General features: G+C 53.0%; 11 protein-coding genes and 1 pseudogene. 9 read left to right on the top strand and 3 right to left on the bottom strand.

Annotation, left to right across the window (positions count from 1 at the left end; translation table 11 throughout):
- Window positions 1-211: pseudogene (locus VE954_RS28040) on the bottom strand (hypothetical protein); the annotation flags it as partial.
- Window positions 212-627: 416 nt separating this feature from the next.
- On the opposite strand from VE954_RS28040, the gene VE954_RS28045 reads away from it, so the two are divergent.
- From VE954_RS28045 to VE954_RS28060, 4 genes are all read left to right on the top strand, one after another.
- Window positions 628-1,557: an RICIN domain-containing protein gene (locus VE954_RS28045; RefSeq protein ID WP_324959127.1), complete on the top strand. Its 930-nt coding sequence runs from the start codon at window positions 628-630 to the stop codon at window positions 1,555-1,557.
- 122 nt (window positions 1,558-1,679) lie between these two features.
- The gene (locus tag VE954_RS28050; RefSeq protein WP_324959129.1) at window positions 1,680-2,879 is read left to right on the top strand and encodes a class I SAM-dependent rRNA methyltransferase; all 1,200 of its coding nucleotides are present in this window, start codon (window positions 1,680-1,682) and stop codon (window positions 2,877-2,879) included.
- Between the two features lie 8 nt (window positions 2,880-2,887).
- On the top strand, window positions 2,888-4,060 hold the full coding sequence (locus VE954_RS28055; RefSeq protein WP_324959131.1) for an MFS transporter: 1,173 nt from the start codon (window positions 2,888-2,890) through the stop codon (window positions 4,058-4,060).
- 117 nt (window positions 4,061-4,177) lie between these two features.
- Window positions 4,178-4,351, top strand: a complete 174-nt coding sequence (locus VE954_RS28060; protein WP_324959133.1) for a hypothetical protein — start codon at window positions 4,178-4,180, stop codon at window positions 4,349-4,351.
- A 19-nt stretch (window positions 4,352-4,370) separates the two neighbouring features.
- Here the strand turns inward: VE954_RS28060 and VE954_RS28065 are convergent, their stop codons facing one another.
- Window positions 4,371-5,549, bottom strand: coding sequence for a tetratricopeptide repeat protein (locus VE954_RS28065; protein WP_324959135.1), 1,179 nt, complete (start codon window positions 5,547-5,549; stop codon window positions 4,371-4,373).
- Window positions 5,550-5,720: 171 nt separating this feature from the next.
- Here VE954_RS28065 and VE954_RS28070 point away from each other — a divergent pair, with 171 nt between their 5' ends.
- From VE954_RS28070 to VE954_RS28090, 5 genes are all read left to right on the top strand, one after another.
- Window positions 5,721-7,016 (top strand): S8 family peptidase, encoded by a 1,296-nt coding sequence (locus VE954_RS28070; RefSeq protein ID WP_324959137.1) that lies wholly within the window; start codon window positions 5,721-5,723, stop codon window positions 7,014-7,016.
- 91 nt (window positions 7,017-7,107) lie between these two features.
- The gene (locus VE954_RS28075) at window positions 7,108-7,449 is read left to right on the top strand and encodes a hypothetical protein (RefSeq protein WP_324959139.1); all 342 of its coding nucleotides are present in this window, start codon (window positions 7,108-7,110) and stop codon (window positions 7,447-7,449) included.
- A 267-nt stretch (window positions 7,450-7,716) separates the two neighbouring features.
- Window positions 7,717-8,994: an alpha/beta hydrolase family protein gene (locus VE954_RS28080; RefSeq protein ID WP_324959141.1), complete on the top strand. Its 1,278-nt coding sequence runs from the start codon at window positions 7,717-7,719 to the stop codon at window positions 8,992-8,994.
- 18 nt (window positions 8,995-9,012) lie between these two features.
- On the top strand, window positions 9,013-10,383 hold the full coding sequence (locus VE954_RS28085) for an OmpP1/FadL family transporter (protein WP_324959143.1): 1,371 nt from the start codon (window positions 9,013-9,015) through the stop codon (window positions 10,381-10,383).
- A 464-nt stretch (window positions 10,384-10,847) separates the two neighbouring features.
- Complete coding sequence (locus VE954_RS28090) at window positions 10,848-11,501, top strand: hypothetical protein (protein WP_324959144.1); 654 nt, start codon at window positions 10,848-10,850, stop codon at window positions 11,499-11,501.
- Here VE954_RS28090 and VE954_RS28095 read toward each other — a convergent pair whose 3' ends face one another.
- Window positions 11,502-13,382, bottom strand: a complete 1,881-nt coding sequence (locus VE954_RS28095; protein WP_324959146.1) for a HEAT repeat domain-containing protein — start codon at window positions 13,380-13,382, stop codon at window positions 11,502-11,504.
- Window positions 13,383-13,435 lie beyond the last annotated feature (53 nt).

Raw genomic sequence — 13,435 nt, forward strand, 5'->3', positions numbered from 1 at the left:
CCCCATTGTCCACTTTGAAAGCACGAATAATCAACTGATCGGCGCTTCTTCCCAATTCCGCCAGCGCCGTTCGTGGCAAATTCAAAGTCGCGGCATTCACCTCCTCTCGCTCGACAATGGAAGGCGGAGGACCGGCAACTTTAGTGGCTTCAAGGCACCCGCTTAAACCGAGGGCGGCCATCAAAGCGATAGAAAGGCCTGTTGACTTCATGGACGTCTCCCTTTTTAGACGATGGAGGAACAAGTTCTGACTATGAATCGTCAAACTTCTAGCAGCAAGCCTGAGTTCTGTGTACTGCAAAAAAAAGAAAAGCCTAAAGAACCCTCGACTTCCGTCTGTTAAAAATCTCGACATTTGTGTCGGACACCATGATTGCTTCTAACGGAGCAGCTTCGCTCGGCTATTCGATAATGTGAGTTTCCGCACTGGCGCTGGAAACACGCCTTGCCGTTTTCCACGCTGTTTCCGACCGGCATCTGAAATACCGTGCAACAATCCGATAATATTGATCAATTCAATAGTCCTTAAGGGCTATGACTAGCCTCGACTCCGTCCTGGCACGAATGGTGAATTCAGACCGTTCAACAGCATCCAAATGAGTACACAGCAGACCAGAGGAATGGAACATGAGTGTTATGACTTGTAGAAATCTGATGATGATCCTGAGTCTTAATATGCTGGCCTTGGCTTGCGGACAGCGAACGAGCGAAACACCAACACTCGGCAACAGTGGATTGGGTCTACCGGCTCAACAGGCCGCTAACAATTCCAACGACCGGTCAGCTGAGCTTGAGAAACTGATTCGCGATCAGTCGGACGCCTTGACCAAATTGAGCACGGATAAGGCCACCCTTCAGGAGCGCGCTGACAATCTTGATTCACAAATCAAGGCCCTCAATGATCAGATCGCCACGAATAAGACTCTGACAGAACAGCAAAAGGTTGATATGCAGAAGCAGATCACTGACCTGCAAACCCAGAAAACCGCTTTGGAAAAACAGATCACAGATCTTAACACCAAGAACTCCGATCTGCAAAAGCAGCTGGATACGGCCAAGGCTGAGAATGCCCGCCTGGAACGTGAACTTGCGGCCGCCAAAGCCAATCAGGCCACGGCTGCCAATCCCGCGACGGCCACCGGTCGATTCTATGGTTTCCGTTATGCTGATCCTGCCAAAGTTAAAAACGATTGCTTGGGCGTACCCGCGGGCAGCACGCTGGACAACGTTCAGCTGACCTCGACGCCTTGCAGCGCCACAGCACTGAATCAGCAGTTCACCGTGCTGGATCCTGCCAATCAGTTTTTCTCTATCAAGCCGCGTCTGTCGAACAAGTGTATGTCAGTGGTCAGCAATGCGGAAAACGCTGCAGTCGTGCAGAAGACCTGTACCAACACCACGGATCAGTCCTGGGAATTCTTCGTGCGTGGTACCGCTGAGTTCCGTCTGCGCAATCAGTTCAGCGGCAAATGTTTAAAGATACAAGCAGATGGCAAGCTCATCCAAGGTGATTGCAATCTGAACTCCACTTACTTCAATTGGTTCGTTGCTGGTTGAAGAACCCCCTCCCCCCAAGTGGAAAAGCCCCCGGAATTTCCGGGGGCTATTTTATTTTATTTTTTTGCAGCGTTGCCATTCCTCTGCTATGATCCCGCCCTTTCCACTGCTGTAGAAAGCCTATGAAAAGCCAAATCATTCTGAAACCCGGTAAAGAAAAAGCCATCAAACTTGGTCATCCCTGGATCTTTAGCGGCGCGATTCATCGTGTCCAAAATGCCGAGCAACCCGGGACAAGCGTCGATGTGTGTGATCATAAGGGACAATTTTTAGCTCGTGCTTACTACAACCCCAAAGGTTCTTTAGCAGCCCGGATCTTCAGCCGTCAGGCGGGTCAGGAGCTGGATCAAGCCTTTTTGGAGCGGCAGATCCGTGCCGCTTTGGCTCGCCGTCCCGCGTTACGACCGGGATTTCAAACCATGCACCGCGTGGTGGCGTCGGAAGCTGATTTCCTGCCCGGTTTAATTGTGGATCAATACGCCGATCATCTGGTCTTTCAAATCCTGACCGCGGGCATGGAAAATCATCGAGACGCCATCATTGAAGTTTTAAAAACGATCTTCAGTCCCAAGGTTCTGATGGAACGCAGTGATGAGGCCATCCGCACCAAGGAAGGCCTTCACGAGCGTAAGGAAATTTTAATCGGCAGCCACGATCAGGCCCGAACTGTAGCCTATGAAAATGGAATGGCTTTGACCGTTGATACCTGGGAAGGTCACAAGACCGGATTCTATTTGGACCAAAGGCTGGCTCGCCAGATGGTCGAAAGTTATGCGCGCGGTGCCGAAGTTCTGAATTGCTTCAGCTACACTGGGGGTTTTTCCATAGCCGCCAAACGTGGTGGGGCCAGGCGGGTCACCAGTGTCGATGAAAGCAGGCCCGCTCTGGAAATCCTTGAAGGCAATTGGCGGCAGAATCCAGGCAACGAGGATTGCCAGATGGAAAATGTCCGTGCCGATGTCTTCGCTTATTTGCGTCAGTTGCGTGAGCAGGGCGCGCGTTTTGATCTTATCGTCATGGACCCACCCAAGTTTGTCAGCGATCGGGCCCATATCGATCGAGCCTGTCGCGGCTACAAAGACCTGAATCTTCTCGCCATGCAGCTGCTGCGTGAAGGAGGAATCCTCGCTACATTTTCCTGCTCGGGTTTGATCAGCCGCGATCTCTTTCAAAAGGTGGTCTTCGGTGCCTCCGTGGACGCGGGTGTAGACCTGCAAATTCTGCATCAGCTCTCGCAGGCCGATGATCATCCTTTGCTCCTGAGCTTTCCCGAATCGCTGTATCTGAAAGGTTTGCTCGGACGCAAAGTGAGTCTGAGTTAGGAGATTGTGTGTCCGAGCGTCCTCACGAAGAGTCGGGGCATCGAGGGTATCTCTTTGCCGGCTTTGCCAGTCTATTTGCAGCCGCCTTTATCGATAATGCCCGGGGCCCGGTCCTGCCGGTGCTCTGTGCCCAGCTGAATATCCCCTATGAAACCGCGGGCCTCTTTTTAATGATTGGCAACGTCGCAGCAGTTCTGGTCACCTTTACGTTGGGCCGGATGCTGCCGCGTATTGGGGATCGCAAAGCAGCGATCGTAACGAGCTGGTTGGCTGTGATTCCAGGGATCCTTGCTCCCTTTGTGAGCAGCGAGTTCAGCCTGCTTTCCCTGGGCCTGCTGCTTGGGGCCAGCGTGTCTCTGGTCGGATCGCTCAGCAGCATTCTCACCATTCGCGGGAGTCCGGAAGCCTCAAGGGGCCGATTTGTTTCCATGCAGCAGGTTATGTATGGAGTCGGATCCTTGATTGCGCCGATGCTCTTCAGTGCCTTGACGCGGGCAGAGCGCCCCTGGTGGTGGCTATTTACCGGCGCCTCGCTGGTCACCCTCCTGTTGGGCTTCACTTATTTCAAGATCCTGCCGCCGGAAACCATCGAGCCAAGGCCCAGGATAAAAGCCTCCCCTTCGCCCATCTGGGAAGGGTCGACGGTGATAATCATGCTGGTTTTTGCGTTCTATGTGGCAGGTGAAGTCCTGGCTTCCATGTGGATGAGCACCCTGATGGTCGGACGGCAGAATTTCAAACCCGAGGATGCTGCCCAGTATCAGATGGCATTTTTCCTCGTGATGGGACTCACCCGTTTTCTCTGTTTTCTGCTGGTGCGGCCGCGTTTTGAAGTCCATGTTATGTTCGGCTGTCTCGGACTCGGTATTATCTTTGCGCTCCTGGGACAGCAAGGCCATAGCTGGGCCCTGCCTCTGATCGGGGTGCTGGGACCCTTCTTTCCTTTAACGATGGCACGCATCAGTCTGAAGTTTCCGCACACGTGGAAACAGATGATGATCATGGTCTACGTTTGCATTCAATCGATGTTGGCTATGATGCATCTTTCGGTGGGACGCGTCGCGGATCCGCTGGGCATTGATCAGGCCTTTCTCCTGGCTCCGACCTTTCTCGTGCTCTCGATGCTTTTTCTGGTGCCGTTTTTGAGGCAGGATCGGCCGCCCCTGATGTCAAAAGCCTAAGCACAGGTCGTTTTTATAGCCTGTTTTTGGATTCCATTGGGCTGATTTTATTGCTTATTTAATCGGAATAGGGATTGCAAGGCTAAGGGTGTCCCAGTCCATCCTAAGGAGATAATTATGCGCCTTTTAATTCTGATGCCCTTGCTTTTGCTGCCTTTCACCGGCTGCATGACTCAACGCGATCAAACTCTTTGGCAGGAATTCAAAGCCGAAATTTCCGGCGATAAGACGGAAGTTAAAAGCGAAGCGGCACCAGCTCCTGTCGCTCCCGTAGACAAAGTCCAGGAGTGAGCCAAGGGCCCCTGGGCCCTTATGATGATTTCTTCATCTGCTCGTGGCGCGTGATCTGATCCAACTGCACCCGCGCTTTTTCATAATTCGGATCAATTTGCATAGCTTTTTTCAAATGCTTGACGGCTGACTCGGTATCGCCGAGTCGACGATGCGACAGGGCTATATTGAAATGAATCAGTGGTTTCAGCCGATTCGTTTTAAGGGCACGCATCGCTGTTTCATAGAGTTTGAGGGCCTGCTCCGGCTTGCCATCGCGCACGGCAGCCACCGCTGCGTTGTTGAAAAACCCGGCCGATTCATCTTCCGACACGCTATTTTTAAAAAGGTTGAGGGCTTCTTCCACCTCACCCATTTCCAGTTTGATCTGGCCCATCTGCCGATGCGCAGCAGGGATCATATCAGGATCCAGATCCGCAGCCTCTTCATAGCACTGCAGGGCTTTATTCAAATCACCCTTCCCATAGCAGGCATCGCCGATCAGAACGAGGCGCTCGGGATTGGAAGGGCTCAGGATTTGGGCCGTCTCCAGGGTTTGCAGAGCCTTATCCCAATGGCCTTGTTTCATCATGGCTCGCGCCATCAGATTCATGGCCCGAAGATTCTGCGGTTCGCGAGCGACCAGATCGGTGGCCAGGACCAGGGCTTCCGCAAACTTGTTCTGCCGGAAACTCAAATTCCCAAACTCAAGTTTGACTTTATTGTCATGTGGATACTTTTGATAAAGCTCCTCGACTTTGTCGTCGATTTTTTTCTGATCATATTTAAAACCCTCGGCACGGGTCTCGCGCACCATGCGGCTGACTTCGCTTTTTTCCTGGGACACGGTCGCCATATCCAGTTCATTGCCCAGGTTGAGGCTGGCCGCTCCGTAGCTATAGACACGCTCAATCAAGGCATCATTGGCAAAGGCCAAAAGATTGGGTGTGACGTCCGGGACGATCAGAACGCGGATCAATTCAGCGGCTGTCGAGGTGCGACTGAAGTTCAGATGGAACTTCCGGGTCTGGGTTTCATCCACAGCTTGCCAGTCGTGCACCAGAACACTGGGCTTGAATTCTGCGATCGCTGACGTGACTTCACTCAGCGAACTGATAAAGCTGACTTTATAGTTCGCCATCGCCAATGCCTTACGCACCAGCTCACGATTTTGCTGCGAGCAAAGCGAGAGAACCTTACGGCTCATCAAATCAACCATGATCGTTCCTCTTGGCAATCTACAAAAAATTATAAGCTATTCCCCTTTGATCCACCAGCCAGCGAAGAATTCTTAACACGTTTTCGTTCCAAATCATTGAATTGACCAGCTGGCCGACATTAGTAGGATGGCCCGCAGATGCTTTTATGAAATTCGCAAAAGGAGCCGATTATGAGAAGAATGCTGGCGGCATGGACTACTCTTTTAGGTGTAGCCGTCTCAGGTGTGACATTCGCGGAAGCGCGCCTGATCGATTTTGAAAAACCTCATCGATCCCAACGTTACATCGTACGTTTAAAAGATAACGCAATAGCCGCACGGTCGCTGTTTCGTGCTGCTGGCGTGACTCCCGTTCATAGCTTCGAATCCATTCCGGCTTTCATCGTCGAAACCGATAGGGATACCCAGGCTGCAGCTTTGGAAGCGCTTCGTCAAAATCCGGATGTCGCCTATATACAGGCCAACCGTATTTTCAAAATCTCCAAAACACCCAACGACCCCAGCTATGGCTCGCAGTATCACCACAAAAATATTGCCAGCAACACGGCCTGGGAAGTCAGCACGGGGTCCAAGGACGTGGTCGTTGCTGTGATCGATACCGGCGTGAATTACAATCATCCGGATCTGGCCCCCAATTACTGGACCAATCCCGGTGAAAGCGGGCCCGATGCCAGTGGCAAAGACAAACGCAGCAACGGTGTCGATGATGATCGCAACGGTTACATCGATGACTTCCGCGGTTGGAACTTTGTTAAGGATACGAACGATCCCATGGATGATCACGGTCATGGAACCCATTGCGCAGGAGTGATTGGTGCCAAGGGCAACAATGGCATGAGCGTTGTGGGTGTTAACTGGGATGTCAGTATCGTTGGCTTGAAATTTATCGATGGAAAAACCGGTGAAGGCGACACGGAAGGCGCTTTGAAGGCCATAGAATATGCTAACAAAATGGGTATTCCCATCACCAGCAACAGCTGGGGTGGGCAGGTCGACAAAACCTATGATCCCAATGAACCGGATGCACTCAAGGAACTGATCGCGGCCGCGGGTGATCAAGGCTTTCTCTTCATTGCGGCCGCCGGCAATGATGGTTCGAACAATGATAAGACAGCCACTCTGCCCGCCAGTTACGATCTCGATAATATTATCTCAGTGGCGGCCACCGGCACCTCGGATTCACTGGCCTTTTATTCGAGCTACGGACCCACCACAGTTGATATTGCGGCGCCAGGAACCAACGTTCTGTCGACCTGGCTTTCGAATCGCACCCAAAAGATGAGCGGCACATCCATGGCGGCGCCGGTTGTCGCTGGAGCCGCGGCCCTTTTGAAAGCGACCCATCCGAATTGGACAGCCAGGGAAATCAAGGATCGCCTTTTGGAAACGGTGGATCCTGTTTCGAGCCTGAAAACCAGGGTTTTGAGCGGGGGTCGTTTGAACGTCGGCCGGGCCATCGCCGACTGATCCTACCAAACTGTGGTATTCTTTCAAAGGAAGCCCTAGCGGATAAGCCGACGCCGGTTTATCCGCTTCAACTTTTTTTGGGAGAAGCTGGATGGATGTGGTTGTGCTCTTCGACAATTACTGCGCGGTGTGTCGCACCTTGGCGTCCATCCTGGATTCCAATCCTCCGCGTGGCTGGCGCGTCCTCGCCTGGCAGGAATCCAAAATGTCGGAACATTCCCACGAAGCACGACCCAATGAATTGCAAATTCTCCATCAAGGTCATGTGCTTTCGGGCCTTGAGGCCTGGAACTTTCTCATCACTCACGCGCCGCAGATGCGAGCCTATCAAAGAATGGCCAGCCGCATTGGAATCGCCCCGCCGCGGCAGGCCCAGTTTCTTCGCTTTTTAGGCCACAGTCTGCGGCGTCTATGCCCCGCTTGTCCCACCTGAAAATCAGTCAACTTAAAGACGTGCCATGCTGAGTGCGAATCGAGATTGCGCGATCCCATCACCATGATGGAAAATTTGTGACCCTCTCCAAGGCGTTCTAAACCACCGCCTGGCGAGACCCAACTACCCGCCACCCTTGCTACCAAATGCTTCTGCGTGACACACTGCTGAAAAAGCTTTTCCATTGCAAACCCCAGGCATTTCGCCTAAGAAACTAAGCTGTCCCTTTTGTCAGAAACGACCGTCTTTCATGGAAGGAATCTGTGTATGATTCGCATTCGCCCCGTCATGGCCTTCAGCGCCCTCGCCAGTCTGCTGGCTTGCGCTGAAGGAAGCAAAACTGAAACTGTGCAATTGGATCGGCCATCGAACTATCAGGTGGTGAATGCCCCGGCCCAGAGCGCTCGTGGTGACCTGATCGAGTCCACCCACGTGGTGAGTTTGAGCCAGGAAGAAGTATCAGGAAAACTCGCACCGCTTCTGACCGCTTTCAATCTGCAAGCGAAAAACGGCGTCCACATTTATCGCGTCAAATACCAAAGTCAAATCCCAGCCACACCAGGCGCACCTGCTGCTCCCGTGGTCGCGTCGGGCCTCATGATTGTTCCCGACAGCAAGCAGCCGACCTATCCATGGATCGGCGTGCAGCATGGAACCGCCACCAGCAAAGCCGATTCTCCTTCGGTCACGCCTTCGGAAGGAATCTTCGAAGCGTCGCAAGGTTTTGTGGCGGTCGTGATGGATTACATAGGCTACGGTTCGTCCAGCAAAGTCCTTCATCCGTACCTCGTTGAAAGAGCCTACGCCGATGCTGGTATCGACTTTCTGAAAGCGACTTATAAATTTGCCGACCTCAACACGATTGGCAAAGGCCCTCTGTTCTTGAAAGGCTACTCGGAAGGCGGTTATGCAACGCTGGCTTTGCAGAAAGAAATTGAAACCAACTACCCTAAGGATTTCCCTCTGGTCGCAACCGCACCGTCGGGCGGACCTTATGATCTCGACGCCATCGCTATCGAGTTGATGCAACGTGAAACCGTGCATCCGGTGAATATTCCCTTCCTGATCCTGTCGTATAGCAAGTGGCTGTCGAATAACGACTTTAATCCGGAAGCGATCTTCAACCTGCCAACCGCATCGGTTGAGGCTCTGTTCACAGGTCGATTCAACAACGACTACATCGGTTCCAAGATTTCAAACAAGAATTCTGAAATGCTGCAAAAAACTCTGGTGGATGATTTCCTCAGCGCCGCACCCCAATCGAACGAAGCTGTGAAACTCCACAGCTACCTGCAGTCGCAGAGCTTGACCAACAAAGGCTGGCAACCGCGCGCCACGACCCTCTTCTTCCACTGCGTGGATGATGAAGTGGTGCCCGTGAGCTCGGTGAAAAAAGCCAAGGAAGCTTTTCCGGCACCGAACGTTGTGGTTACGACGTTCCCAAGCCCGGCTCAAGGTCCTCAGTACAAGCACACGACTTGTCCTGCGATCTTTGCTCCCACGGTGGCGTTCCTCGATATCCTGAAAAAAATGGCTGCGAAATAAAGATAAGGAAATTCATTCATGCACAATCACATTCGTAACAGCGCGATTCTTGCCGCCCTGGCGGCTATTGCACCCCAGGCTTTGGCCGGTGGCTATCAGATCGTTGAAAAAAATGCACGCGGCCTGGGTCGGGCTTATGCGGGCGAAGCAGCGGCTGGCGAAGATGCCACCACTGTCGGAAGTAACCCTGCTGCCATGAGCCGTCTTAAAAGACCGCAATTCAGCGTATCGGCTGCGACCATCGATGCCGATCTTGAAATTGAGGTCCAGGAATCGACTCTCGTCGTCCCAGCTCTCCAAGCAGCTGGCCTGCCATCCATCCAGGCCCAGGGCGTATCAAGTGCCAATGCAGCCCCTGATCGTCCCGTCATCCCCGCCGTCTACGCTGTTTATCCTTTGAGCGAGGATTATGCCCTGGGTCTTGGCGTGTTCTCGAACTTTGCGAGCGAAACCGGTTACGACGCAGACTTTGTCGGTCGCATCCTGGCTGAAAAATCCCATGTTCGGACCACCAACATCAACCCGAGCGTTTCGTTTAAGATGAGCCCGATGCTGTCGTTCGGCGCTGGTTTCAACGCGGTCTACGCGCAAGCCGAACTGTCGTCAGCCAACCCTTCGGCCAGTCCCTTGCTGCTCGCTCCCGGTGTCGTGGCTTTGAATCCACAAACTGGCGAAGCTATCGTGGCACCGAACGGTCAGACCGTGGGCAGCAGCACCATCGAAGGTGACGCCTGGGGTTACGGTTGGAACGCAGGTATACTGGTTTCGTTCACAGAAACGAGTCGCCTGGGTCTGGCTTATCGCTCCACTGTCGATGCCAAACTGGAAGGTGATGCCAAGTTCAGCAACGTTCCTGCCGTGGATTCGTTCCGTGATTTTGCAGCATCCGCTCCGCTTCAGTTGCCAGAAATTATCAGCCTCAGTTATGTGCAAGGATTAGGCGCAGGCTTGCAAGTCAGTGCTGACATCACCCAAACCAGCTGGAGCAATTTTGAAGATCTGAGTATCTATCGCAAGGAAGGCGGCTCGCTTGCCAGCCGCGTGGATGAACGCTGGGAGGATGCGTTGCGTTACTCCGCGGGTCTCGATTACGCTGTGACCCCAGGTCTGACGGTTCGTACCGGCTACGCTTATGACAAATCGCCTGTTCCTAATGAGCGACGCACGCTGCGCATCCCCACCGGTGACATGCGCTTCTATTCGCTGGGAGGCAGCTATTCCTTCAATGAAACCGCGTCGTTGGACTTGGGTTACAGCCGTGTGACCCAAACCAAAACGGGAATCAATGATACCCGCGAGTTTATTGGCCAGCCTTTCTATGCAAAAGTCGTCGGCACGTCGGAAATCGACGGCAACATCTTTGCGGCTCAAATGAATATTTCTCTGTAATTGCAATAGGTTCCCGCTTTCAAGCGGGAATCAACTTGTCCACAACGGAACGTCATCCCTCCTTAAAGCCTAGGCCCTGACCCGCCTTGAAGCAAATAGTCCCCACCGAAATTATTCATTACAGTTTTTTCATGGCAGTCACCCGTCGCGTTTGATACCTAATAATCAAGCGACTGGAGTGAGTCGCATCCTTAGTGAATTTGGGAAAGCCGTTTGTCGAAAAGGCTCCTAATACGAGTTGGATTCGGTAAACCTGTATTGAAGTTTGGGGGGAAGGTCGGTTCCGATCTTCCCCAAATTTTTTTGTCAATTTGCATAGACTGTCTGCACTTGGGCTTATCATTCTGCAGACACTGTCTGCCCAGGGATTTGACAGCAGCCTCAATTTATCCAGAGATTTCCGACCAAAAACCCAGGCATATTCCTTGCTTATTATATAGTCACACTGCAACAAGGAAACCCTGATGGGCACGAAAATCCAATTCCTTATTTTGGTTTTGTCTTTAGGCGCGACCGCTTGCTCTGGCAGCAAATTCTCCAGCAAGACGGAAGCAGGCGTGGCGGAAGCCGAGTCGCTTGAAGGTGACGGCGGCTCAACCGGAACTTCGGGTGACGCCAACGGCACACCGACCTCCTCCGGCCCCATCGCAGGCTGCGATCAAACTGCCGTCGGTATTACTCAGGCGAAACTACTCTCAAACGGCATCAGCACGCAGCTGGGAACGCAGACCTTGCGTTACGAATTGTCTGTTTTGAATTGCAAGGATGGTTCCGTGCAGTCTTTGAAAGATCAGCCGGTTCTTTTTGATTTGGATGCTCAACTCGCAACCGGCTTTCAACCCGTGGCTTACGCTGTTTTGGATTCCCAGGGCGTGGCTATTTCCAATGCCACGCTTCAGGTGGTGACCGGCAGCGACCTTTTCGGCAATACCGGAAATTTCGCGCACTGGACGACGCAAAATTTCAGCTACTCCAGTCAGCTGGAAAAGTTGATTCTGGAAATCAAATTGGAGAACTGTCAGGTGCTGCCGCGTAATGTGACAGACACCCAAATCAAAAGCTTTCTCCGTATCGGGACGGCTCAAGCGGTGACGCAGCCATTGAACATTCTGAACTGATCAAAGCGCGACCTGATTTTTGGCCGTTTCCTGATACTTCGCAAGATTTTCCCGCACCGCAGCGTCCTGGGTTTTTTCCAGGAGCTGCGCGAGTACATTCAGTGAAGCCTGACGGTGCTTGCGCACCGAACCCATCACACTTTTAGCCAGCGTGATCTTGTCCTCATCAGGCAAGGGGTGAGTCAATAGCTTTTGTACGGCTTGAAACCAGCTCACATCGGGCGTCCGAAGGCTGATAGCCTGCATGATCTGACGGCGCACTTCCGCCGATTCCTCCGCTGCAAAATGAGTCACCAGAAAATCGGGAGTGCTCAGGGGTTTGGCAAAACGCAGGGCGAAATAAGCCTGGCCGCGGATGGCCGGATCCGGATGCTTGAGCCAAGGATCCAGGTCCTCCAGACGCGAGAGGCCCGAGTTTCCTAAAGCCGCCAGAGCTTCGGTTGTGGCGGACAGACCTTTGGCTTCACGCAGATGGTCCAAAGCCAGGGACTCGATATGCCTGGCCCGTGTCTGCGCTTCAGCATCCTGCTTTTGACTGAGACGTTGCGCCATCATTCCAAGAGCCAGTCGACTGCTGCGTCGAACCGGTGAATCCTCTGGAGATTGACTCAAGCGCTCAAGGGCCTGCTGAGCCTTCAGGGTCGGTTCTGGAACCAAACCCAGGGTTGTGATAATTTTTCGCGCCAATGGCACATCCTCCTGCCTCTGATCCATAAGATCAACCAGAGCGTTCTGGGCTTCAGGTTGTCCCGCAGCCGCCAAAGCGCGAATGGCCATTTTCAATGCCGGATCGTCTTCATCCAGCCCTTTCAAGCGTTCCATAAGGCGACGTATTTCAGCCGGATGAAGATAGATCCATGCTTTCAGTTTTAAATAAAGATCCTGAGAATTTTGCGAACCTGGCTGATACATCTGACTCCACAGTTCATCGAGCCCAAGGCTGCCCAGCGCCGCTTTTTGAATGCTGGATTCCTGACTGGACTCCACACGCCCTTCCGCTCGCGTTTGGCCCCAGCGGGATTCGAGGCTCGCGACCCGTGCCTCGGTTTGCGACATTTGCTTCTGCCACTGCAGTTTAAGTGTGGTGTCACTGGTCCAGCTTTGTCCATTCAATTCCTGGACCTCATGGGCTTCCGCCTGCAGTTGTTCCAGCCCTTCAAAGCGGGGACGCAGAAGAATCAGACTTTCCCCACTCAACTTTTTGTTTGGCGAAGGCGTCTCATCATAAGATTTCTGAACATAAATCTTTTCGCCCAAAAGTCCTGGACTCAGGTGCGTGGGATCAAGTTCGTAGTGAGCAATCACAGTGGCCCCGGCCAAGCTTTCTTCCTGACTCCAGGAAGGCGTCTGTAAAACCGGAGGCAGAACCGCCTGCATGCGTTCGCTGAGTGATTGCCAGAAATGAGCGAGGGTGGGATCCATATCAGACGGAATATTAGGTTCCAGTTGAAAGCCACGGGACAGGAGTCGCGCTCCCACGCCTTCGATCCAACCTCTCTGCAAACTTAAACGCATCGGCGCCGGAATATGCTGCAGCTGCGGGACGCTCTGCGGATGAATGCTGAGCCAGACTCGGTAACCACTGGTTTCCTCGGAAAGGATCAGAATGTGCAAACTGCCCTGCAATTGCACATCCAAGCCCTGGCCTGTTTGTCCAGGAAAATGTCCACTGCCAGCATAATTCAGGTCATAGATCAGCTCCTCGCCGCGCACCAGGGTCCAGGACGGAACATCCTGCGGCTGCCAGATCAGAGCACCTTTTTTGGTTTGAGGCGGGGTTGCTGCTGAATAAAGCGCCACGGGCCGGTAATAATAAAGAGCCGTGGCCGCCACGAGTGTCGCCAGGCCGATGGACAGAACGATGAGGAGGCGTTTCTTCATGAAGCCCCTTTCGCATAAACATGGGCAGGGCTTCACCTCATGCGAAGCCCTGC

Source organism: Oligoflexus sp. (assembly GCF_035638955.1).
In the GTDB taxonomy this organism is placed as follows: domain Bacteria; phylum Bdellovibrionota_B; class Oligoflexia; order Oligoflexales; family Oligoflexaceae; genus Oligoflexus.

Coding starts and splice junctions, on each gene's coding strand:
- VE954_RS28045 (WP_324959127.1), top strand. CDS start 628: ATGAGTGTTATGACTTGTAGAAATCTGATGATGATCCTGAGTCTTAAT.
- VE954_RS28050 (WP_324959129.1), top strand. CDS start 1,680: ATGAAAAGCCAAATCATTCTGAAACCCGGTAAAGAAAAAGCCATCAAA.
- VE954_RS28060 (WP_324959133.1), top strand. CDS start 4,178: ATGCGCCTTTTAATTCTGATGCCCTTGCTTTTGCTGCCTTTCACCGGC.
- VE954_RS28065 (WP_324959135.1), bottom strand. CDS start 5,549: ATGGTTGATTTGATGAGCCGTAAGGTTCTCTCGCTTTGCTCGCAGCAA.
- VE954_RS28070 (WP_324959137.1), top strand. CDS start 5,721: ATGAGAAGAATGCTGGCGGCATGGACTACTCTTTTAGGTGTAGCCGTC.
- VE954_RS28075 (WP_324959139.1), top strand. CDS start 7,108: ATGGATGTGGTTGTGCTCTTCGACAATTACTGCGCGGTGTGTCGCACC.
- VE954_RS28080 (WP_324959141.1), top strand. CDS start 7,717: ATGATTCGCATTCGCCCCGTCATGGCCTTCAGCGCCCTCGCCAGTCTG.
- VE954_RS28085 (WP_324959143.1), top strand. CDS start 9,013: ATGCACAATCACATTCGTAACAGCGCGATTCTTGCCGCCCTGGCGGCT.
- VE954_RS28090 (WP_324959144.1), top strand. CDS start 10,848: ATGGGCACGAAAATCCAATTCCTTATTTTGGTTTTGTCTTTAGGCGCG.
- VE954_RS28095 (WP_324959146.1), bottom strand. CDS start 13,382: ATGAAGAAACGCCTCCTCATCGTTCTGTCCATCGGCCTGGCGACACTC.